Below are 23,091 nucleotides of genomic sequence, written 5' to 3'. Positions count from 1 at the left end.
AAGGAGAAATGATTATGACAAAAGGAAGAATTCATTCAATTGAAACAATGGGCTTGGTAGATGGTCCAGGAATAAGGACAGTAATATTCTTTCAAGGCTGCCTTTTAAGATGTTCCTATTGTCATAATCCCGATACATGGAATGTTAGTGGAGGCTATGAAATAGATGCGAAGGACTTATTCAAAAAAGTCCTTCGTTATAAAGCCTTTTTTGAAAAATCTGGTGGTGGAGTTACATGTTCCGGTGGAGATCCTTTAATGCAGCCTGCTTTTTTGCTAGAGTTTTTTAAGCTTTGTAAGGAGAATAATATTCATACTACTTTAGATACATCTGGTGTAGGTTTAGGTAACTATGCAGAAATATTAAGATATACAGATTTAGTTCTATTAGATGTAAAACATCATGAAGAAGATCAGTATAAAAAAATTACTGGAAGGTCTATGGATAGTTATAAAGCCTTTGTAGAAGAACTATATAAAGCAAATACTCCTTTATGGATAAGACATGTAGTTGTTCCTGGAATAACTGATGATGAAGAACATATTAGAAATCTATCTAAATACATAAAATCTACTTTTAAAAATGTTCAAAAAATTGAACTTCTACCTTATCATACTATGGGCGAAGAAAAATATAACAAACTTGGAATTGACTATAGGTTAAAAGGATTAAAACCAATGGATAGAGATAAATGCCAAGAGTTAGAAAAAATTCTCTACAATAATAGCATTTAAAATAAAAGTAGGAGGAAGTACCATCTTATAAAATAGATGGTACAATCCTCCTACTTTTATTTTAAATCTTATTTTATATCCATAACCTATTATCAACTATTGTATTAATAGCTATTTCACCATTTTTATCTCTTAATTCAAGGATAATTAACCTTAAATCATTACCATTTAATTTATTATATACAATAACAGTATTACTTACATTTTTATAAATATAAGATAAAATTAAATTACATGCTTCCCGGGCTCCAAGTGTATATAATTGCACCTCCCTAGATTCCATAGGTTTAAGTTCCTTTATAAGACTTTATAATTACCGTTCACTTTACCATCATGACTTATACTAATATTGCTTAAACTATCATTAGTTAAATTTTTTACTATAACCCTCTGCATAAAATCATACATAAATTTCAATCCCCTTTTAAATTTATTTTTAATCCTCATAGAATACTATAAATATATTATAATACAATTTTAACCAATATGGTTAATACGTTGTATTTTTTAATATTTCTTCAAAAATACAAAGATACGGAATTAGTGTTTATATTACACTATACATTCCATATCTTTTAATATTTATTTATCTTCTAAATTTAAATTACCAAGTAAAGAAGCAAAAGGATTGTTATTAAATTCTTCTGCTTCCTTTTTTATTTTCCTTATTATCTTATTAACTTCCTTTTTATTCACTTTATCATTCTTATCAAATCTTTTTTCAAACTGCGATGCTTTTTCTCTAAAATTACAAGTAGCTCCTACACAAACATATATCTTAGCTTCCCCTTCTCCTCTAAGTTCAAGCTTTTTCTTACATTCAGGACATCTAACATTTGTAAATCTAGCCAAGTTTTCCTTATAGCCACATTCTCTATCCTGACACACAAGCATTCTGCTATTTTTCCCCTTAACTTCAAGGAGATATTTACTGCAGTTAGGGCACTTCCTTCCCGTTTGGTTATCGTGAATAAATTTGCTATTTTCTTGTTTTATTGCTTCCACTAAGGCAATGGCATAATTTCTCATTTCCTTTATAAAAGTACTTGGGTCTTCTTTTCCTTTGCTTATTTTATCTAATTTATTTTCCCATTTTGCCGTTAATAGTGGTGATTTTAACTCTGCTGGTACTAATTCTATCAACTGTTTTCCCTTTGAAGTTGGAACTATTTCCTTGCCTCTCTTCTCTATAACAAAGGAATTAAATAATTTTTCAATAATATCAGCTCTAGTTGCAACTGTTCCAAGGCCTCCAGTTTCATTTAGTGTTTTAGCTGCGTCCTTTGAAACTGCAATATATTTATTTGGATTTTCCATAGCTGATAGAAGGGTTGCTTCATCAAACCTTGCTGGAGGTGTAGTTTGCTTTTTAACTAAATTAACTTGTAAAATTTTAATCTTATCACCCTTATTTAAAGTAGGAAGCTCCTGGCTGTTTTCCACTTCATTTAAATTATCTTTTTCATATAACTTTTTCCAGCCCTTATTTTTAGTAATATTGCCTTTGGCAGTAAATGTTTCTCCATTTACTAATACCTTTAAATTAGTTTGTTCATATTCATAGGGAGGAAGCATTACACTTAAAAATCTCTTTACTACTAAATCATAAATATGTCTCTCCTCACTACTTAAGTTAGCTGTATTTCCTCTTTCTTCTGTAGGAATTATAGCATGGTGATCACTTACTTTGCTGTTATCAACAAAGTTTTTGTTTGCCTTTACCCCTTCCTTAAGTAATTTTTCAGCATAAATTCTATATTCACCTATTCCAATAGCCTTTAGCCTTTCAGGAATTGTTGGAACAATATCCGAACTAATATATCTTGAATCTGTTCTTGGGTAAGTTAATAATTTATGATTTTCATAAAGCCTTTGCATAATATTAAGAGTTTGTTTTGCAGAATATCCCCAAAATTTATTTGCATCTCTTTGAAGTTCAGTTAAATCATAAAGGGCAGGTGAATATTTCTTTTTATTTGACTTAGTTATATCAACTACTTCACCATCATGACCTTTAACTTTAGCCGCTAAGGAATCAGCAAATTCCTTATTAAATATTGAAGAGTTGCCTTTATTATTTACCCAATTTAATGTAAAATTATTTCCTTTAACATTTAAAGTATAATAGTCTTCTGGTTTAAAGTTTTTAATTTCTTCTTCCCTATCAACTATCATAGCCAGGGTTGGAGATTGAACTCTTCCAGCAGATAATTGGGCATTATATTTACAAGTTAAAGCCCTAGTTGCATTAAGTCCTACTATCCAGTCAGCTTCCGCCCTGCATACTGCCGCCTTATATAAATTATTATATTCTCTTCCATCCTTTAACTTTTTAAAACCTTCTAATATGGCTTTATTTGTTTGGGAAGAAATCCAAAGTCTTTTTATTGGTTTCTTTTTTACTCCAGCTTTTTCTATTATCCACCTTGCTACAAGTTCACCCTCACGACCTGCATCTGTTGCAATAATTATTTCATCTACATCATTTCTATTTAATAATTTTTTTACTTCATAAAACTGTTTTGAAGTCTTTTTCAAAACAGTAAGTTTCATGTTCTTTGGAAGCATTGGAAGAGTTTCCATTGACCAACTTTTATATTTATCATCATAAGCTTCAGGATCTTGAAGGCCTACTAAATGCCCAAGAGCCCAAGTAACAATATATTTATTTCCTTCTATATATGTTCTTTTATTTTGATTACATTTCAAAACCTTTGCTAAATCTCTACCAACAGAAGGCTTTTCCGCTAGTACTAGTGATTTTCCCATATTTTAATTCCTTTCTCTTTATGAGTAATTTTAATTAATATACTCTCTTTATAAATTTTTTCTAGTATTTAAACTATAACCAATTTATTTCATTATGTAAACCTAATCTTACGATACCTTGTATTTGGCAAATATTTTATTTAATGATATAATAACACATAAAATATCTTGGGGGATGATAAAATGGTAAAATTATTAAAACTAACAGCAAACTTTATAAATGATTTACATGATGCAGTATTAGATTTTATTAATGTGGGCGGATATTCTTTAAATGATAAGCAGCTGCATTTTATCTTTATGGCAATAGTTGGTATGGCAATCTTTGCTTTTACCCAAGTTTTATTTAAATGGCTTTCAAAATATAGCATAACAGCAATATCTTTCATTTATACTATAACAGTTATGGTAGTTATAGTCTTTGCTATAGAAATACAGCAAAAATTAACTAATAGAGGAAATATGGAATTTGCTGATATAGCTTATGGATTATATGGCTTTATATATGTATTCTCTATTTACATATTTATACGATTATTAATTCATTTTATTAAGAAAACATATAAAAATTTAAAAACTAAGAAATATAAAAGAGGCAAAAAAGGACAAACCATATAATATAAAAGCTTTCAATTATTTGAATTGAAAGCTTTTTATATTAACACTATTTATAAATTTTAGAACTTTTAAGTAGTTTAAAGCTTAATTATAATTTTACATTATAAATTAATAGTACTTACTACTTTTAAATCATCCCTCCATCTACTCTAATTACCTGTCCCGTCAGATATTTACACTCATCATTACATAAAAATAAAACTGCTTTTGCTATTTCTTTTGTTTCCCCAAATCTTCCTACTGGTATTTCCCTTTCTAATTCTAATTTATCTTCTTCACTTAAAAAAGAATTCATTTCAGTATTTATAGCTCCTGGTGCAATTGCATTCACTCTAACACCCATAGGAGCAACTTCTTTAGCTAAAGATTTAGTGAATAGATTTATTCCTCCCTTTGTAGTAGAATATAAAACTTCACAAGAAGCTCCGACTTCTCCCCACATTGAAGAAATATTTATTATGTTTCCATAACCTCTTTTAATCATATGAGGTAATGCATACTTGCTTAAATAAATCGCCCCCAAAAGATTAGTACTTATTATATTGCTTATCTCTTCTTCTGTGGAATCCATAAATAATCCCACAATAGATATTCCAGCATTATTAACTAAAATATCTATTTTTCCAAAGTCCTGAATAACAAAATCTATTATTTTTTTTGCTCTTTTAGCATCTCCAATATTTCCTTTTATAAGTTTCCCATATCCTCCAATAGCGATAATTTCTGCTAAAGTTGTTTCTGCTCCATTATCATCCTTTGAATAATTAATTACAACAGTTGCTCCAGACTTTGCTAATTCTAAAGCAATAGCTTTACCTATACCCCTAGAAGCCCCTGTAACTAAAGCTACTTTGCCTTGTAAGTTTACCATTTTATCACCTACTATTTTAAACACTCTTTAATCATTCTTTCTACATTTTTATAAAATATTTTATCAATTTCTGTATTCGTAAATTTTTCTTTCAATAATATATCTCTTAATATACCTATATCTCCTATATCCTTTATTTCAACTTCATTTTCTATCCCATCATAGTCAGTTCCTAAAGCAATAACATCAATTCCTCCAATATTTCTTATATGTTTCAAATGGGCCAACATAGATTCTATAGTAGAAACTTTTGCTTCACCTAAGAAAGCAGAACAAAAATTAAGACCCATTATGCCACCTTTATTCGCTAGCTTTATTATCATATCATCTGTTAAATTTCTTGGATGATTAGTTATTGCTCTTGCATTAGAATGGGTTGCTACAAATGGCTTTTTGCATATATCAATTAAATCATAAAAACCAGCATCCGATAAATGAGAACAATCTGGAATTATTCCAAGCTTCTCCATTTCAAGAACTAATTCTTTTCCTTTATCCTTTAATCCTCTATCTTTATATTTAAAATTAATATTAGGATATCCTATAGTATTTTCAAAATTCCAGGTTAAGGTAATAAATCTTATTCCTAAATCATAAACCTCTTTTAGTCTTTCAATTTTTCCTTCTAAAACTTCTCCTTCTTCTATAGACAAAAAAGCTCCTATTTTACTATTTGCTTTTGCTTTGTACATTTCATCTAAATTAGTAACAACTTCAATTTCATCAGAATTTTTCTCAATTTCCTCCATTAATTTTTTATTGATTTTCTTAAATTCTTCATAGGGATTTTCTACTAAATTTAACTCTACAAAGTGAGCAAAAACCTGAGCTAAAGCCCCTGCTTTTTTTAATTTATTTATATCTACTTTACATATACTATCTCTTAACTCTAAATTTTCATATAATAATCTAATGGCTGTATCACAATGTAAATCTATTGAATTCATTATTTTTCTCCTTTATTTTTTATTTTCATAAAATAAGTTTCTAAATTCTTAGGTCCATATATTTTCCTTCTTACCACTCTAAGAATTCCTGCTTCATCTGTTTCAATAATCCATTTTACTAAAGATATTTTTCCTTCTTCAATTTCTATAGCCGTCATTGCATAAGGTAGAACACAACAGCCATCGTTAAAATAAGCTGTTTCTGTAGTTTTAGGCATTCTGCTATTGTGAGTATGTCCACAAATTATCATTATATTATTCTCTTCTGCCAATTTTTCTAATTTTTTATCTATCTTACTCCCCTTTTTATTGTTTTTGGCAGGACTAGTAGGATCCTTAAAACCTGCAATTCCATTTAGAAATTTCCAAGGATATCTTACTAAAAATCTTGATAATTTCCAATATCTCGAATTCATTGTATCAAGTTGGTGTCCATGAAAGACAAAAATAACTTCATTTATTGGAGTGAACTTAAACTTTATTCCCTCATAGAAGGTTAAATCCTTAATAAAACTTAAGAACTCCTTTCCATAATGGCGGCCCCATTTCTTTAAAATCTTGTATTGACTTATATAAAAATTTTCTTCGCTTTTTATTATATCATGATTTCCATAAATTATATAAATTCTATTTTCTTCTTTAAATTTATTTAGAATTTTAAATATATCATTATAAGAATAAGCTATTTCAGAAAAATCCTTATTTTTCCACAGCTCATCTCCATCTCCATTTTCAACATAAGTAAAATTTCTTTTATAATAATAAGCTAAGGCAGTTTTATAAATATTTTTATTTTGTATAAAAGAATCAAAAATCGTTCCATCTCCTCTATGAACATCTGAAATAAAAACTAAATTATCTTTATAATCAAATTTTATTTCTGCTGCTTCTTTATATACTTTAGATAAATTTTTCATAAACTCCTCATCATACAATCTTTTAATATTTCAATATATGACTAACATAAAAATCTTGTTATAAATATCCTTGAAATTATTTTTAAGATTTAGATAAAAATATTATTAAATGTACAAACTAATATTAAATCTTGTGAAAGGGGGACAACTAGTGAATTTTAAAAATAAATTTATTTCATTCACTTTATTGTTTATTTTAATTTTCTCTCTGATACCAACAACCAAATCCTATGCTTATGAAGATGCTGATAAAGCTGAACTTAAGGAAGAATTTAAGATTTTATTGGAAGATTTATTTTCTAAAAGAAATGTAACAATTTTATCTGCTGATTATGATAATTTAAAGGAATTTTATGATCTTAATATTAAAGTGAGTTTATGGGCTTATGAATATGAAGTTAAAAAAACAGACTACTTAATAAATTGGTCTGAAAAGCAAGCAGTAAAATTTAATAATATATCTTCAATAATTAAAATAAGAAAGGTTAGAGAAAGAGAACCAAATCTCTTCGGAGTAACCTGTAACGTAGCAACTAAATATAATTATTCTTATATCGATAATCCTGATGTAAATAATTCTTTTAGAATTGGAACTGATCATTATATAAATTTAAAGAAAGTTGGCGATAGATATATTATTACCAAAGAATGGTATACAGACCCTTTTGCTGATTCTTTAAATAAAAAGAAAATTAAATCTGATGAAATAAGTCAATACATCTTAGCTCAAACTAAACCTAATTATACTCCTAATGAAAGGGTTCAAAAAGTTATTGAATATGCTCATAAATATTGTGGTATTTCTTATGATGAGGAATTTTTATTTAAATACAACAGCAAATATAAAAATCATAATCCTGACGGAGGAGATTGTGCAAACTTTGCATCACAAATTTTGCATGAAGGAGCAGGATTTAAAAAGAATTCAGTATGGAACTACGCAAACAATGAAGGAACTAAAGCATGGCTTAATGCACAAGGCTTTAAAAACTATCTTATAAGCAGTGGTAAAGCTTCTTATATAGCAAAAGGACCTTATTCAAAAATCTACAAAGCAGCCTTTAATCTACGTCCAGGAGATATTGTTGCCTATGAAAAAAAAGGTAGAATCACTCATGTTTCAACAGTTACTGGTTTAGATTCAAAAGGGTATCCTTTAGTAACCTGCCATAATACAGATAGACTTTTGGTTCCTTATGACTTAGGCTGGAGTAATGATAATATTACCTTTCATTTAATACATGTACACTTATAAAATATTTTAGGTTAGGGTTTTTATAGCCCTAACCTATTTCTTATTACTGATTTCTTTTTACTAATTTTGCTACAAAAAATCCTTCCATATATTCATTTGGTATTATTCTTATAGCTTTTTCGACTTCCTTATTATAAATTTTTTCTTTATATCTAGTTAAACCTCTTCTGGTATTTTTTAATTCTAAATCTATTTTATCTAATTTTAAATCCTTATATTTATCTAATGCATACTCTATAATATTTTCATTTTCAAATGGATTTAGTGTACAAGTAGAATATACAATAATTCCACCCGGTTTTAGTGCATTATAGGCGCTATCTAATAACTTTTTTTGCATTTTTGCAAAAGATAATATTTTTTTCATATTCCAAGAAAGATACTTTTTATTCTTTTTTAAAGTAATTATTCCTTCTCCACTACAAGGTACGTCTAATAATATTCTATCAAAATAATTTTTTAATCTTTTACCAATAGTTCTTCCATCAGTGCCTAAAACTATAACTGATGAGGCTCCCTGTTTTTCTATATTATATTCTAATCTTTTCCTTCGTACTTCATTTATATCATTTGCTAGAATCGTAGCCTTATTATTTATTAAATCAGCTATAAACAAACTTTTACCTCCTGGAGCTGCACACATATCAAGTATAGTTGTATTTTCTTTTAATTCTAAAAATAAAGGAGGAAGCATTGAAGATATATTTTGAACATATATTTTACCCTGCTTGTAAATCTCTAATTTTCTTAAGGTTCTTTCCTTAACTCCTTTAGCTATAAAAGCATTTTTAATAAAAGAACAATTTACAGCCTTTATTTTCTTATTATTTAGTTCATTTACAACTTCACTTACATTTCCTTTTAATCTATTAACTCTAAAACTTGTATATCTGCCATTAGTAAAACTTGAATAAATCTTGTCCAACTGCCCATTTGAATAAATCTCTTCTAATATTTCAATAAACTCCTCCGGCAAATTATTTTTAATCTCTTTAATAGACATTAAACCCCTCCTAAACCTTCATAATAATATATTACTTTTTAAAATTTCACATTATGCAGAGGGATTATATTAAAGTTCATATATAAGTTAGCTAAAATAAAAATGATATGTAAAATAAGCATATAGTGAGTATTCAAAACTACTCTTAGCTTATTAAGCATATCATTTTATTTAGCCTTAATATTCAAACTTTTTAAATAATATTTAATTAAAAATATAAAGGATGTTTATTACACAACTTATTAACTCTTTCTCTTAAATTATGAATATCGACTTCTTCATTAGATAAAGCATCATTTATTATTGAAGCTATTTCTTTCATATCTTCAGTATCAAATCCTCTTGTAGTAACTGCAGGAGTTCCTATTCTTATTCCAGAAGTTATAGAAGGTTTCCTTGTCTCATTTGGAACAGTATTTTTATTTACTGTAATTCCAATAGAATCTAATAATATTTCGGCATCTTTTCCTGTAATATTTTTATTAGTTAAATCAACTAATATTAAATGATTGTCGGTTCCATTAGATACTATTTTAAACCCATGATTTTGTAATTCTTTTGCTAAAGTTTTTGAATTTAAAACAACTTGTTTTATATATTCTTTAAAACCAGGCTCTAATGCTTCATTAAAACATACAGCTTTAGCAGCTATTATATGTAATAATGGTCCTCCTTGAATTCCTGGAAAAATTGATTTATCAATTTGCTTGGCATATTTTTCCTTGCAAAGAATTAATCCTCCCCTTGGTCCTCTCAAAGTTTTATGAGTTGTAGAGGTTACAAAATCTGCATATGGTACTGGTGAAGGATGTTCACCTGCTGCTACAAGACCAGCAATATGAGCCATATCTACCATAAAATATGCATTTATTTCATCTGCAATTTCCCTAAAAGCCTTAAAATCTATAATTCTTGAATATGCACTAGCTCCAGCTACAATTAGCTTTGGCTTATGCTTTAATGCCATTTCCCTAACTTCATTATAGTCTATAGTTTCTGTTTCCTTATTAACTCCGTAGGAAACAAAATTAAATAATTTTCCTGAAAAGTTAACTCCTGATCCATGAGTTAAATGACCACCATGACTTAAATCCATACCTAAAACTGTATCTCCTGGTTCAAGAAACGACATATAAACAGCCATATTTGCTTGAGATCCTGAATGAGGTTGAACATTGGCATGTTCTGCTCCAAAAAGTTCTTTAGCTCTTTCTCTAGCTAATTCTTCGACTTGATCAACTATATGACATCCGCCATAATATCTTTTACTTGGATATCCTTCAGCATACTTGTTAGTTAAATATGAACCCATAGCTTCCATTACTGCTTTAGAAGCAAAATTTTCAGAAGCAATAAGTTCTATTCCTGTTTGTTGTCTTTTTAATTCCATTTCAATTAATTCAAATATTTCTTTATCTCTTTTGGAAACTTCTTCAAAGTTCATCATTATCACCCTTTTCACTTTTTAGTAAAATTATATATATAAATTCAATAATAATCAAATAATATTTTATATTTTATATTTATTTTTACAAAACATTTGTATAAATTTTCATAGATAAATATAAAAAAGATGATGAAAAGTTAACTTTTCATCATCTTTTTTACCTATCATATAACAGATTTTTCAACAAAATTATTCTTCTATTGAAATAGCTGTTACTGGACACCCATCACAAGCTTCTCTTGTTGCATCTTCATATTCTGCTGGAATTATTCCTTCTATAGCTTGAGATACACCAGTTTCTAATGAGAATACTTCTGGACATATACCTTCACATAGTCCACAAGATATACATGTATTTTGATCAACGAATGCCTTCATTTATTTTCCTCCTTAAAACTTATTAAACAATAAGTTTAATGTGTATTTAATATATTTATATTATTAAATAATTATTTATTTTTGTCAATAATTTTTATTAACTAATAATCACCTTGAAAACATTTGTATCCACTATAAATATAAAGTTTCTAAGTTTTTATGAAGGGGCTGTCGCATTAGCGGGTGAAAAAAACGCTAGCGACAGCTCCTATTTTTCAATAAAAAGAGAAGATTCGAATCTTTGCTGACAAAATAAAATTATTTCTTAAAAAAGGCGCACTTTAATAAGCCTAAGAAAAAAGACTTTTTTAAAATTAATTATGCAGTTTTCTTTATTTCAAATAAATGTTGTCCAGTTCGGCCTGCTTGGATTTTTCTATGAATTTTATTTATATTATGAGCCATTGCAAGCAATGTACTTTCGGCTAAAACATTTCTTTGTCCACGACACATGAACCTTCTAAAATTCATATCTTGTTTAACTTGCGCAAAGGAACCTTCTGCTTGAATACTCCTATTCATTCTTAGCAAGCAACCTTCATCACTAATTATTCTCTCTAAGTCTTCTTTTCTTTGACGATTAAATTTTTTTGAGGTTTCAAATTTTTTAGTTCTTTCTTCTAAAGGTGTTTTGCAATTATTTCCTTTAATGCATTTGCTTTTATATTTACAATCACTACAATCTTCACATGTATAAATTGTTTTTTCACTTTCATATCCTGTTTTTGATTTTCTTAATTTTACGCCTTCCATTTTTAACTTTTTACCATTCTGACATATGAAAATATCATTTTCAGGATTATAATCCATATTTTCTATTTTACCAATATCATTTTTATATTTTCTCGTTTTTGATAATTCGTAGTTAGCAGGTTTAATAAATGCTATTTGATTATTATCTTCAATAAAAGAATAATTTTCTTCACTTTCATATCCAGCATCAGCAACAATTTTTAAGTATTTAAAATTTAAATGTTCCTCCATAGTTTTTAAAAATGGTATTAGAGTCGTTGTGTCTGTGGGCTGAGGCCCTACCGTAAGCCAAGTAATGTATTCTGAATCTACTCCATGTTGTACATTATAAGCAGGTTTAAGTTGTCCATTTTTCATAGCATCTTCCTTCATTCTCATAAATGTAGCATCAGTATCTGTTTTTGAATAGCTATTTCTATCACCGCAAGTGTACACTTTCTGATTATATTCTTTAAATTTTGAAAGATACTCTTCAAGTTTTTCTATAGACTTTTGTAGTGTAGTTTTTCTTTTACCACATCCGTGGACGAATTCTATACCTTCTGATCTCTTCAACTCATAAAGCTTTTTTCTTAGCTTCTTCACATGTTTAATTTCTACTTTATCTTTATAAATTAATTTAATTCCATAAAGTTCTTCAGATTCTTTTACAAGGTCGGCTAATTTAATTAATAACTTTGCCATGTTTTTTGTAACAGCTTTTTTCCAAACAAAAGTATATTTATTTGCACAAGCTTCTATTTTAGTACCATCAATAAATATGTTGTTACCTGATACTTCTCCTATTTTATAAAGAAAATTAGTCATTTCAGCTAAAATCTTTTCAGAACATGGGGCGAAATGTAAACTTCTAAACCTTGCAAATGTTGAGTGATCCGGAGCGGAAGCCCCTTCTAGTAAAAACATAAAATTTATATCTCTACGGCAAGCTAGCTCAATATCACGTGAAGAATAAATTCCATTCATATAAGCGTATAGCATAATTTTCAGCATTTTCATGGGCGATACTTGATTTTCTCTTATTCTAAAATAAGTAGAATATAGCTCAGTCAAATCCATCTCCTCTACAAACTGGCTTAGTAATCGCACAGAATCATTACTTGGAATTATGCAATCAATATCAAAAGGAAGTTTTAGTTGATAAACCTTTTGATTTAAAGTATAATTTTTTCGTAAGATTTTTTTTATAGGCATGAAAAATATTTTACCATAAATCCTAGACTTTTAAAGTCTGGGATTTATTTTTTTCATCAAAAAGGAGCTTCACACTAATTATTTAGTGCGACAGCCCCTTATTAATTATTTTTTTAATATTTAAATTATTTATAGCAGCTCAATACCATGTTCTTTACATATACTTAAATTCTTTTCGTCCCAAACACTAGCTTGAACTTCACCTATATGAGCTTTGTTTAAGAAGTACATACATATTCTTGATTGACCAATACCACCACCTATTGTATAAGGAAGTTCTCCATTTAAAAGCATTCTATGGAACTTTAATTGTCTTCTATCTTCACTATTTGATACTCTAAGTTGATAATCTAAAGCTTCCTCATCAACTCTTATTCCCATAGAAGATAATTCAAAAGCTCTATCTAATAGTGGATACCATAATAATATATCTCCATTTAGTTTCCAATCATCATAATCAGGACTTCTTCCATCATGTTTTTCTCCTGATTTTAACTTATCTCCTATTTGCATTACAAATACTGCTTTATGCTCTTTACAAATTGCATCTTCTCTTTCTTTTGGTGTTAAATCCGGATATAAATCCTCTAATTCTTGAGTAGTTATGAAAAATATATCTTCAGGAAGTTTACTTTCAGCTTTAATTAATTCAGTATTTACAAATTTTTCTGTTGCTAAAAGTACTTTATATATTGATCTAACAATCTCTTTAAGAGTATCTATGGTTCTATCTTCTTTTCTTATTATTTTTTCCCAATCCCATTGATCAACATATATTGAATGTAAATTGTCTAATTCCTCATCTCTTCTTATTGCATTCATATCTGTGTATAAACCTTCGTTTACTTTAAAACCATATCTATAAAGACTATATCTTTTCCATTTTGCTAAGGAATGAACAACTTCAACTTCCTTTCCAGTTGCAAGCAAATCAAATTTAACTGGTCTTTCTACCCCATTTAGGTTATCATTTATTCCACTTTCTCCTTCTACAAACAAAGGTGCTGATACTCTAACAAGGTTAAGAGTTTCAGATAACTTCCTTTCAAAGAAGTCCTTGATTTTTTTAATGTTCTTTTCTGTTTCAATTAATGTTGTGTCACTTTTGTAGTCCTTTGGTATTATTATTCCTTCGATTTTCATTTGAATTCCTCCTTTATAATTTACTAAATTTTTTTATAAAAAAACTTCCATCCTTATATAAAAATATATAAGGATGGAAGTATATTCCATGGTGCCACCTTAATTTACTATCATTTCACAATAATAGTCTCTTCGAGTACGGATTTTAATAATCTTATACTCTATCACTATAACGGGTGAACCCGGTACTGCCTACTGGTTGTTATCTTTGGGAGTACAGCTCCGAGATGTTATTCAAACTAACTACCTTATTCTACTCTCAGCTATAATAGAACTCTCTGTAAAGGATCATTAATTTTACTTCTTCTCTTCATTGCATTTTAATAATAGCTTATTAAATTCTCATTAAATTTCTTGTTCATTATATTATCATCTAATTTTTAAGTTGTAAATAGTTTTTTTATATTTTCTTTATTTTTTTATTTTACAAAGGTGTTTATTGTTTTAATTAATTCTTTTAATGTTTCTTGTTCTTTTGAATCTTTCTCTATTCCTAAACAATTATTAGCATAATACTCAATGGTTAAACCACCAACTTTGTTTATTGCTGATCTTATAGCAGATATTTGAACAAGTACATCTGGACAACAAACATTTTTCTCCATCATTCCTTGAATTCCTTTTACTTGTCCTTCAATTCTTTTTAATCTAAGAATAATATCTTTTTTTAATTTATCATTTTCTAATTCCATTATTAACCTCCCTATATTATTATACCAATACGGGGTATATACTTTATTATATCTAATTTATTTACAAAATACTACTCTATTTATTGATTATCATTTCTTAAAAATAAGGTATAATATTTTTATATAATTTTAGAAGAATAAAATGAATACTATAACAGATCTGCAGGTAATTGCATAATGATAAAGCCCTCTGAGCATACTGTTAATGTTTCGTTATTATTAGAAAAATTAATTAATAATACTTTTGACAGCAAATATATTAGAGTAATAAATCCCTTAGGTGGCAAAGAAACTATAGAAGAACTTCTAAAAATAAAGTTTGACTATATATTCTTTACTGGTAGTCCTAGAGTTGGAAAAATAATTATAAAAAAAGCAGCTGATAATTTAATTCCAATAACCTTAGAACTTGGTGGAAAAAGTCCATGCATAATAGATAAAGATGCTAAAATAGATTTAGCTTGCAGAAGAATTGTCTGAGGAAAATTTTTAAATGCAGGTCAAACATGTATAGCCCCAGATTATATTCTAGTTGAAAAATCAATAAAAGATAAGGTTTTAGAAGCTTTAAAGAATAAAGTAATCAGGCAGTATGGAAATGTTCCTAAAAATAGTCCTGATTTACCTAGAATAATTAATATAACTTCTTTAGATAGAGTTAAATCCTATTTAGAGTATGGAGCTATATATTGGGGTGGAAAAATTGATGAAAAGGATTTATATATAGAACCAACTATATTAATCAACATTAAAGAAAATAGTCCAATTTTAGAAGAGGAAATTTTTGGCCCAATTCTTCCTATTATTGAATTTACTTCTATAGATGAAATATCGAAAAAGCCATAGTTAAAAGAATTACCCTCTTTGAACTACCTCTAAGATTTGCACCTTACAAAAATAAAATTAACTTAATAAAAAAGATAATCAAATAATAAAAACTTTTTGAAAAATTGGAGGTTTAAAATGAAAAATTTTACTTATCAAAATGGAACTAAAATAATATTTGGAAAAGATACTGAATTACAAGTCGGTTCTTTATTAAAAGAATATACAAATAAAGTATTGTTTCACTATGGTGGGGGAAGTATAAAAAAAACAGGACTTTATGATAAAGTTGTTAGATCATTAAGAGAGGCTGGAATTGACTTTGTGGAACTTCCTGGCGTAAAACCAAATCCAAGAGTCTCTCTTGTACGTAAAGGTATTGAAATATGCAGAAAGAATAATATTGATTTTATATTAGCTGTTGGTGGTGGAAGTGTTATTGATTCTTCAAAAGCTATTGCTGCTGGTGTCAATTATAATGGAGATGTTTGGGATTTATTCTTAGGTACACCAATAAAACATAACTGTTTAAAAGTTGCTACTATTCTAACAATACCAGCTGCAGGAAGCGAAACAAGTTCAGGAACTGTTATTACTAACGAAGAAGGTTTATATAAAAGAAGCACTGGCCATCCAAAGTTAAGACCTATATTTTCAATAATGAATCCAGAACTTACCTTTACTTTACCAAAATATCAAACTTCTTGTGGTATTGCTGATATGTTTGCTCATATAATGGAGCGATATTTTACAAATGAAGCAAATGTTGATTTAACAGATAGACTTTGTGAAGGAACGATGAAAGCAATAATAGAAAATGCATTAAGATTAAATAATAATCCTAAGGACTACAATGCTAGGGCAGAAATTATGTTAGCTGGAATGGTTGCTCATAATGGTTCCTTAGGTATGGGAAGAATTGAAGATTGGGCATCTCATGATATTGAACACGAATTAAGCGGTATATATGATATTGCTCATGGTGCAGGTTTATCAATAGTATTTCCTGCATGGATGAAATTTGTTTATAAAAGAAATATAAATAGATTTGCTCAATTTGCTAATAGAGTTTTTAACATTGATATTAATATAAATAATCTTGAAGAAACTGCATTAGCAGGAATAACAGCCTTAGAAAATTTCTTTACAGAAATAGGGCTTCCTACACGCTTAAGTCATGTAAATATTGATGATTCACATATAGAGGAAATGGCTAATAAACTAGTAGCACACAGAGAGCATGCTGGCAACTTTATTGAAATAAGAGCTAATGAAGCAAGTCAGATATTAAAACTTGCACTTTAATATTAATTGATACTATATATATTTATTATAATTACCATATAGCTTGGTTAAATTATTAAAAAGGTGATACAAAAATTTGTATCACCTTTAACATATTTTCAACTAACCTTGTACATAATACTCTTCTAAAATAACGCTTCTAATTACTTTGCATTTTATTTCTTTATTACTGCTTTTTATTAAGTTTTATTTAGTTATAGACCTTTTTTTGCTTTTGTAGTACAAAACTTTATATACTATTATGAAAATTATTAATAAAACAACAATTATTATTGCATATAACTTAAATACTTCTTCGGGCAATACTTTTATTATTGGATCAGTCTTTTCATCAAAAATCCAATAATCATTATTGAAAAATATTTTATGAAATATAACAAAAGCCTTTGAAAAATCTGTATAAATTGCAATTAATAATATTGTAAAAATCGTAATTAATATATTAGCACCCTTATTAAATAGCTTTAACATATCATTTTTTTCTTTATTATATTTTTTTATTAATGAATATATAAAAAATATTATTATAGATAAAATAACTATTAAATATATGCCTAAAAATATTTTTTTAACTTCATAAAAATGAAATTCCCCTTCTTTACTCATTATAAAATTATTAAATTTAAGTTTTTCTACAAATGGATTTTGCAAATAATAAATTAATCCTTTGTAATCTTCTAAAAGCATATCTTTTGTTATGTTTACTTTATTCAAAAGGTCATATTTATCTATGGCATAAATGTAAATAGTTTTTATATTTAATGCACTAATAACACATAAACCAACTGTTAATAGTACCGAAATAAAAGATAAGAATATTTCAATTATAAATTTTAATACTTTATTCATGCTCTTCTCCATTAATTCATTAATAACACAACTAAATATCATTAACTATATTCTTATGATAAATAAAAGCTGTTATTAAAACAGTAAAACTTATTAAAAAATATAAAATTAATAATGGGTTACTAAAGCTTCCTACTAATGTAATAATTGAACCTAAAGTAGCTAAAATAGGATTTATCCTGCCTCTCCATATTCCTTTAATCTCACCAGAAATCCCCATTTTAAAAACTTTAAAATATAACAATATGTATAATAAATAATTTACAACAATAGATATTTCAGATACATCTCCATTAGGCATTAGATTATATTTCTGTGTTATATAATGAACTAATAACCAAATAAAAGAAACTATATATGATAATAAAGCTGATTTAATTGATACTGAAAGTTTTTCATTTATAATACTAATAGATTTAGAATTAGGTATCATATTTCTTATTGCCAAAGAATAAGGCATCCTTATATAACCCAAAATCAATCCATTTAATGTGCCAATTATAGAAATTACAACAAAAGTAATGATAATTTTTCCACCTAAAGGCCCGAAAATTCCATTAGCAGCCACATCAACATGTGCATCTCCCAAAGCCATTATTTGTTCAGGTCCAACATAGATACTTATACCAACAAAATATAATACATAAATTAAAACTATAAAAATCGGAGCTATAATTAAGGCTCTTGGTAAATTCTTTTTGGAATCTTTTATTTCATGAGCTATTGAAGTAGATATTATCCATCCATCTAATGAAAAAGCTATTGGTGCTATTGCAGCAAGCCAAGAAATAGATCCCCCAGCTGTCAGATTATTTATAGTAATTTCTTGAGTATTACCAAATATTATTCCTGAAACTGCAATTAATAATAAAGGAATTATCTTTATTATAGTTGCTGCATTTTGAAAGAAACCTCCAAGAATTTTAGATAAAATATTTACTACATATAAAATTGTAGCAACGGCAATCCCTATTAAACATTGTAATAATAAACTTCCCTTTATTCCAAACAAAATACAAATGTATATACCCGAAACCCAAGATATAACTGCAATTAATGAAGGATAATATACAAAAGTATGAAACCATCCAAAAGAACAAGCAACTGACTCATTATATGAATTCTCGGCATAAGTTATTATTCCTCCAGCTCTAGAATCTCTTGATGCAAGTTCTCCAATAGTTAAACCACCAAAGATAATTCCTAAAGCAGCAATAAAGAAAACCAATACTCCCAATGATATACTTCCTTTTGTAGCAATCAAAATATTATCACTTTTAAAAAATATCCCTGATCCAATAACAATTCCAATAATCATTGCAATCGAAGTTAATAATCCGTATTCTTTCTTTTTCATTTACCTTTTCCTTCCTATTCATATTATCAATTAAAATACACTTTAATAATTTTATCATTTTCTTTTTAAAAAAACACGTTTCTAAAACGATTACATTGCAAAATTGATAATTAATCAATATACAGAAATATTTATATTGTATTTTTTCACTCAATATGTTAATATATTTTTAAATTATTTGAACTAATAATATTATTTTATTAACAAATCCAATCAATATTTAAATTATTAATATTTTAATGTAAGGGGGATATTTATGAACAAAAAATTATTATGTGGTGTACTGTCGCTAACACTTGGATTAGCATTACTTACAGGATGTTCTTCATCCGGAAAAGGAAATGATGATGTAATCAAAATAGGAGGATTAGGACCATTAACTGGTGATGCAGCAACTTATGGACAATCAGTTAAAAATGGTGCTCAATTATATGTAGATGAAATTAATAATGCTGGCGGAATCAACGGAAAGAAAGTAGAGTTAATATTTGAAGACGATCAAGCTGATCCAAACTCTTCAACGCAAGCATTCAATAAGTTAGTAAATAACGATAAAGTTCTTGGTTTAGTTGGACCTACTACTTCAGGTGCTGCTTTAGCTGTTGCTCCTAATGCAACTAGTCAAAAGGTTCCAATGATAACACCATCAGGTACAGAACCTACAATTACTGTAAAAGGTGGAGAATATGTATTTAGAGGCTGCTTTATAGATTCTTTCCAAGGAGAAATGTTAGCTAAATACGCTAAAGAAAGCTTAGGAAAAACAAAGGCTGCAGTTTTATATAACTCAGGTTCAGATTATTCAAAAGGAATAGCTGATGCCTTCAAAGCTAAATTTGAAGCTTTAGGTGGTACAATAACTGATTACTCAAGCTACAATGACGGAGATACTGACTTTAACGCTCAACTTACTAGTATAAAATCAAATAATCCAGATGTACTAGTACTTCCAGATTACTATAATGTTGTAAGTCTTATTGCAAAACAAGCTAGAGACAATGGTATATCTGCTCAATTCCTAGGTGGAGATGGTTGGGAATCTGAAGAACTTGCTACAATTGGTGGAGATGCTGTAAACGGTGCTTTATATTTAAATCACTACTATTCAGAAGACGAAGCTGAACAAGTTCAATCTTTCGTTAAAGCTTATAAAGAAAAATATAATGCAGCACCAGATGCATTTGCAGCTTTAGCTTATGACAGTACTAAAATCTTACTTGATGCTATTGCAGCAAGCGGTGATTATAGTCCTGAAAAAATAATTGAAGCTATGAAGTCTACTGATCTTGACAATGTAACAGGAAAAATTACTTTTGATGAAAATAGATCAGCAGTTAAGAGTGCAACAATAATCAAAGTTGATGGAGATAAAAAAGTTTTAGTTGACAAAGTTAACCCTTAATAACTCTTATTTAAAACAATAAACAGGAGGAGTAGCAATGGAATTTTTACAACAACTTATAAATGGACTGGCTTTAGGTAGTGTTTATGCTCTCCTAGCACTTGGCTATACAATGGTTTATGGAATTATTAACCTTATAAATTTTGCTCACGGTGAAATTTACATGATTGGAGCATTTATTGGATATTTTGCATCCACTACCTTTAATTTATCGTTAATACCAACTTTAATAATTTCTATGATTGGTTCAGCTATTCTTGGGATGATTATAGAAAAAGTGGCTTATAAGCCCCTTCGTAATTCTCCAAGAATAACTCTACTAATCACTGCAATTGGAATGTCATTATTATTGCAAAATGGTATGAGGTTTTTAGTAGGACCTAACCCTAAACCATATAAAGAGCTTATTCCTAATAGCTTTATAAATCTAGGAAACGTACAAATAAATTCTAAAACATTACTAATGCTTGGAGTTTCAGCATTGCTTGTTTTACTCCTTCAATTTATTGTATATAAGACTAAAGTTGGATTAGCAATGAGAGCAGCTTCTTATGATATAGAAGCTGCATCATTAATGGGAATAAACGTAAATAACACTATTTCTACTACATTTGCTATAGGTTCTGCCCTAGCTGGGATTGCGGGCGTATTAGTTGCAATAGCTTATCCTAGTATAAACCCATATATGGGAACAATGCCTGGTCTTAGAGCCTTTGTTGCTGCAGTTTTAGGCGGAATAGGAAGCATTCCTGGAGCATTAGTAGGTGGTGTGCTTATTGGATTAATAGAAACTTTAACTAAAGCATATATTTCAACAAGTTTCTCAGATGCAATAGTTTTTTCAGTATTAATAATAATACTTTTAATAAAGCCTTCTGGTCTATTAGGTAAGAAGACTAATGAGAAAGTGTAGGTGACATATATGAAAGACATATTAAAAAAGAGTTCGTTTAAAGCTTTAATGGCTATAATAGCTGTTTTTGCTTTATTAAATACTCTAATTCAAACAGGAGTAATAAACTATTATTACAGCGGAATTATTAATTTAATATTAATTAATGTTATTCTTGCTGTTTCTTTAAACCTAATTGTTGGGTTTACCGGGCAACTCTGTCTAGGACATGCTGGTTTTATGGCAGTTGGAGCTTATATTTCAGCAATATTAACATTAAAGACTAATATGCCGCTTATTTTAGGAATAATAATAGGAGGCATTATAGCTTCCCTATTTGCTCTATTAATCGGAATACCTACATTAAAACTAACAGGAGATTATTTTGCTATTACTACTTTAGCTTTTGGTGAAATAATTAAAGTTATTATAATGAATATGGATTATTTGGGTGGTGCCAGCGGATTATCAGGAATACCAATAAAAACAAAATTCCCTTTAGCTTTTATATTTACTGTTTTAACAATAGTAATAATTTATAATATAATTGAATCTTCTCATGGACGTGCTATAATTTCTATCCGCGAAAATGAAATAGCTGCTCAAGCAATGGGGGTTAATACTTTTAAATATAAAATATATTCATTTGTAATAGCAGCATTTTTTGCCGGCGTTGCAGGAGCATTATACTCTCACTATATCGGCTTCTTACAACCGGTATCTTTTGATTATTTACAATCAATTAATATTTTAGTTTTTGTAGTGTTCGGTGGTATGGGATCTTTATCTGGTTCCATAATTTCAGCTTCAATATTAACATTCTTACCTGAAGCTTTAAGAAGTATAAATGAATTAAGAATGATAATATATCCACTAGCTTTAATCATATTGATGATATTTAGACCACAAGGATTACTTGGAAATAAAGAATTATCTCTGAAAATTTTTAAAAATTTAGCTAATAGGAAGGAGGATAAAGTATGCTAGCAGTTCAAAATTTATCAATAGAATTTGGAGGATTAAAAGCAGTTTCAAATCTTAATTTAAGTATTAACAGTAAAGAAGTTGTTGGACTTATAGGTCCTAACGGTGCTGGAAAGACTACTGTTTTTAATATGTTAACAGGAGTTTACACTCCTACAACGGGAAAAATCTCTTATTTTGGTGAAGATATCAACGGATTAAAACCTTATGCAATTACTGAAAAGAAAATTGCAAGGACTTTTCAAAATATAAGATTATTTTCTGAACTTTCAGTAATTGATAATGTAAAAATAAGCTATAATTATAGAGTAAAATACAATCTTTTTGATTCTATATTTAGAACTAAAAAATTTAGAGATGAAGAAAATAAGATACAAGAAGAGTCTCTTGAACTATTGAAGGCTTTTTCATTAGATAGTAAAAAAGATGAACTTGCCAAAAACTTATCTTACGGTGAACAAAGAAGACTTGAAATTGTTAGAGCTTTAGCTACTAAACCTTCCCTTCTTTTATTAGATGAACCTGCTGCTGGAATGAATCCGCAGGAAACTAAAGATCTTATGGAAATGATAAATTGGATTAAAGATAAATTTAATATTTCTGTATTACTAATAGAACATGATATGAAGCTTGTAATGGGAATTTGCGAAAAAATTGTAGTTTTAGACTACGGTAAAAAAATTGCTGAAGGTACACCAGAAGAAATAAAAAACAATCCAAAGGTTATTGAAGCCTATCTTGGGGAGGGGGCATAAA

General features: G+C 28.2%; 21 protein-coding genes, 1 pseudogene and 1 other annotated feature. Of the genes and pseudogenes, 9 read left to right on the top strand and 13 right to left on the bottom strand.

Translation table 11 applies throughout. The annotated features are described in order from the left end of the window. Window positions 1-14: 14 nt before the first annotated feature. Entirely contained in the window at window positions 15-734 is a 720-nt protein-coding gene (gene pflA / locus BEN51_RS03595) for a pyruvate formate-lyase-activating protein (protein WP_119864724.1), read from the top strand. Between the two features lie 73 nt (window positions 735-807). Here pflA and BEN51_RS03590 read toward each other — a convergent pair whose 3' ends face one another. Further along, window positions 808-1,017 (bottom strand): hypothetical protein, encoded by a 210-nt coding sequence (locus BEN51_RS03590; RefSeq protein ID WP_119864723.1) that lies wholly within the window; start codon window positions 1,015-1,017, stop codon window positions 808-810. Between the two features lie 299 nt (window positions 1,018-1,316). After that, window positions 1,317-3,503 (bottom strand): DNA topoisomerase III, encoded by a 2,187-nt coding sequence (locus BEN51_RS03585; protein WP_119864722.1) that lies wholly within the window; start codon window positions 3,501-3,503, stop codon window positions 1,317-1,319. 183 nt (window positions 3,504-3,686) lie between these two features. On the opposite strand from BEN51_RS03585, the gene BEN51_RS03580 reads away from it, so the two are divergent. Beyond that, on the top strand, window positions 3,687-4,121 hold the full coding sequence (locus tag BEN51_RS03580) for a hypothetical protein (RefSeq protein ID WP_119864721.1): 435 nt from the start codon (window positions 3,687-3,689) through the stop codon (window positions 4,119-4,121). A gap of 127 nt (window positions 4,122-4,248) precedes the next feature. Here BEN51_RS03580 and ymfI read toward each other — a convergent pair whose 3' ends face one another. From ymfI to BEN51_RS03565, 3 genes are read right to left on the bottom strand one after another with little or no spacing between them, the layout of a single operon-like run. Beyond that, window positions 4,249-4,992 carry an elongation factor P 5-aminopentanone reductase gene (gene ymfI, locus BEN51_RS03575; RefSeq protein WP_119866564.1) on the bottom strand — a complete coding sequence of 248 codons (744 nt, stop codon included), beginning with the start codon at window positions 4,990-4,992 and terminating at the stop codon, window positions 4,249-4,251. A gap of 11 nt (window positions 4,993-5,003) precedes the next feature. Then, the gene (locus BEN51_RS03570; RefSeq protein WP_119864720.1) at window positions 5,004-5,939 is read right to left on the bottom strand and encodes a dipeptidase; all 936 of its coding nucleotides are present in this window, start codon (window positions 5,937-5,939) and stop codon (window positions 5,004-5,006) included. Beyond that, the gene (locus BEN51_RS03565) at window positions 5,939-6,856 is read right to left on the bottom strand and encodes a metallophosphoesterase (protein ID WP_119864719.1); all 918 of its coding nucleotides are present in this window, start codon (window positions 6,854-6,856) and stop codon (window positions 5,939-5,941) included. The genes BEN51_RS03570 and BEN51_RS03565 overlap by 1 nt, the downstream gene beginning before the upstream one ends. 151 nt (window positions 6,857-7,007) lie before the next feature. On the opposite strand from BEN51_RS03565, the gene BEN51_RS03560 reads away from it, so the two are divergent. Further along, entirely contained in the window at window positions 7,008-8,111 is a 1,104-nt protein-coding gene (locus BEN51_RS03560) for an amidase domain-containing protein (RefSeq protein ID WP_236906250.1), read from the top strand. A gap of 43 nt (window positions 8,112-8,154) precedes the next feature. On the opposite strand, the gene BEN51_RS03555 is transcribed toward BEN51_RS03560, so the two are convergent. From BEN51_RS03555 to BEN51_RS03530, 6 genes are all read right to left on the bottom strand, one after another. Continuing rightward, on the bottom strand, window positions 8,155-9,114 hold the full coding sequence (locus BEN51_RS03555) for an RsmB/NOP family class I SAM-dependent RNA methyltransferase (protein WP_119864717.1): 960 nt from the start codon (window positions 9,112-9,114) through the stop codon (window positions 8,155-8,157). 208 nt (window positions 9,115-9,322) lie between these two features. Further along, on the bottom strand, window positions 9,323-10,558 hold the full coding sequence (gene glyA / locus BEN51_RS03550) for a serine hydroxymethyltransferase (RefSeq protein WP_119864716.1): 1,236 nt from the start codon (window positions 10,556-10,558) through the stop codon (window positions 9,323-9,325). A gap of 192 nt (window positions 10,559-10,750) precedes the next feature. Beyond that, complete coding sequence (locus BEN51_RS03545) at window positions 10,751-10,939, bottom strand: ferredoxin (RefSeq protein ID WP_119864715.1); 189 nt, start codon at window positions 10,937-10,939, stop codon at window positions 10,751-10,753. Window positions 10,940-11,257: 318 nt separating this feature from the next. Next, a complete protein-coding gene (locus BEN51_RS03540) occupies window positions 11,258-12,886 on the bottom strand; it encodes an IS1182 family transposase (RefSeq protein WP_119864407.1) in 1,629 nt (542 codons plus the stop codon). 129 nt (window positions 12,887-13,015) lie between these two features. Next, the gene (gene asnA / locus BEN51_RS03535) at window positions 13,016-14,029 is read right to left on the bottom strand and encodes an aspartate--ammonia ligase (protein ID WP_119864714.1); all 1,014 of its coding nucleotides are present in this window, start codon (window positions 14,027-14,029) and stop codon (window positions 13,016-13,018) included. 66 nt (window positions 14,030-14,095) lie between these two features. Beyond that, window positions 14,096-14,352, bottom strand: a binding site (T-box leader). A gap of 96 nt (window positions 14,353-14,448) precedes the next feature. Further along, window positions 14,449-14,721: a metal-sensitive transcriptional regulator gene (locus BEN51_RS03530; protein ID WP_119864713.1), complete on the bottom strand. Its 273-nt coding sequence runs from the start codon at window positions 14,719-14,721 to the stop codon at window positions 14,449-14,451. 177 nt (window positions 14,722-14,898) lie between these two features. Between BEN51_RS03530 and BEN51_RS03525 the strand changes: the two are divergent. Together BEN51_RS03525 and BEN51_RS03520 are read left to right on the top strand one after the other, a co-directional pair. Beyond that, a pseudogene (locus BEN51_RS03525) lies at window positions 14,899-15,567 on the top strand (aldehyde dehydrogenase family protein). 117 nt (window positions 15,568-15,684) lie between these two features. Then, on the top strand, window positions 15,685-16,851 hold the full coding sequence (locus tag BEN51_RS03520) for an iron-containing alcohol dehydrogenase (RefSeq protein WP_119864712.1): 1,167 nt from the start codon (window positions 15,685-15,687) through the stop codon (window positions 16,849-16,851). Between the two features lie 186 nt (window positions 16,852-17,037). Here BEN51_RS03520 and BEN51_RS03515 read toward each other — a convergent pair whose 3' ends face one another. Both BEN51_RS03515 and BEN51_RS03510 read right to left on the bottom strand, forming a co-directional pair. After that, window positions 17,038-17,700 (bottom strand): TIGR01906 family membrane protein, encoded by a 663-nt coding sequence (locus BEN51_RS03515; RefSeq protein WP_119864711.1) that lies wholly within the window; start codon window positions 17,698-17,700, stop codon window positions 17,038-17,040. A 31-nt stretch (window positions 17,701-17,731) separates the two neighbouring features. Then, window positions 17,732-19,057, bottom strand: a complete 1,326-nt coding sequence (locus BEN51_RS03510; protein WP_119864710.1) for an APC family permease — start codon at window positions 19,055-19,057, stop codon at window positions 17,732-17,734. Between the two features lie 256 nt (window positions 19,058-19,313). Between BEN51_RS03510 and BEN51_RS03505 the strand changes: the two genes are divergently transcribed. Genes BEN51_RS03505 through BEN51_RS03490 form a run of 4 tightly spaced genes read left to right on the top strand, consistent with a single transcriptional unit; the run spans window position 19,314 to window position 23,090 of the window. Then, the gene (locus tag BEN51_RS03505; protein WP_119864709.1) at window positions 19,314-20,459 is read left to right on the top strand and encodes an ABC transporter substrate-binding protein; all 1,146 of its coding nucleotides are present in this window, start codon (window positions 19,314-19,316) and stop codon (window positions 20,457-20,459) included. A gap of 37 nt (window positions 20,460-20,496) precedes the next feature. Next, window positions 20,497-21,372 carry a branched-chain amino acid ABC transporter permease gene (locus BEN51_RS03500; RefSeq protein WP_119864708.1) on the top strand — a complete coding sequence of 292 codons (876 nt, stop codon included), beginning with the start codon at window positions 20,497-20,499 and terminating at the stop codon, window positions 21,370-21,372. 9 nt (window positions 21,373-21,381) lie between these two features. Then, window positions 21,382-22,338: a branched-chain amino acid ABC transporter permease gene (locus BEN51_RS03495; RefSeq protein ID WP_119864707.1), complete on the top strand. Its 957-nt coding sequence runs from the start codon at window positions 21,382-21,384 to the stop codon at window positions 22,336-22,338. Continuing rightward, window positions 22,332-23,090, top strand: a complete 759-nt coding sequence (locus tag BEN51_RS03490; protein ID WP_119864706.1) for an ABC transporter ATP-binding protein — start codon at window positions 22,332-22,334, stop codon at window positions 23,088-23,090. Before BEN51_RS03495 ends, BEN51_RS03490 begins: the two co-directional genes overlap by 7 nt. Window position 23,091 lies beyond the last annotated feature (1 nt).

The sequence above is a fragment of the Clostridium isatidis genome (genome assembly GCF_002285495.1).
In the GTDB taxonomy this organism is placed as follows: domain Bacteria; phylum Bacillota; class Clostridia; order Clostridiales; family Clostridiaceae; genus Clostridium; species Clostridium isatidis.
The sequence above is the reverse complement of the archived record's forward strand: the minus strand, read 5'-3'. Positions and strand labels throughout refer to the sequence as shown.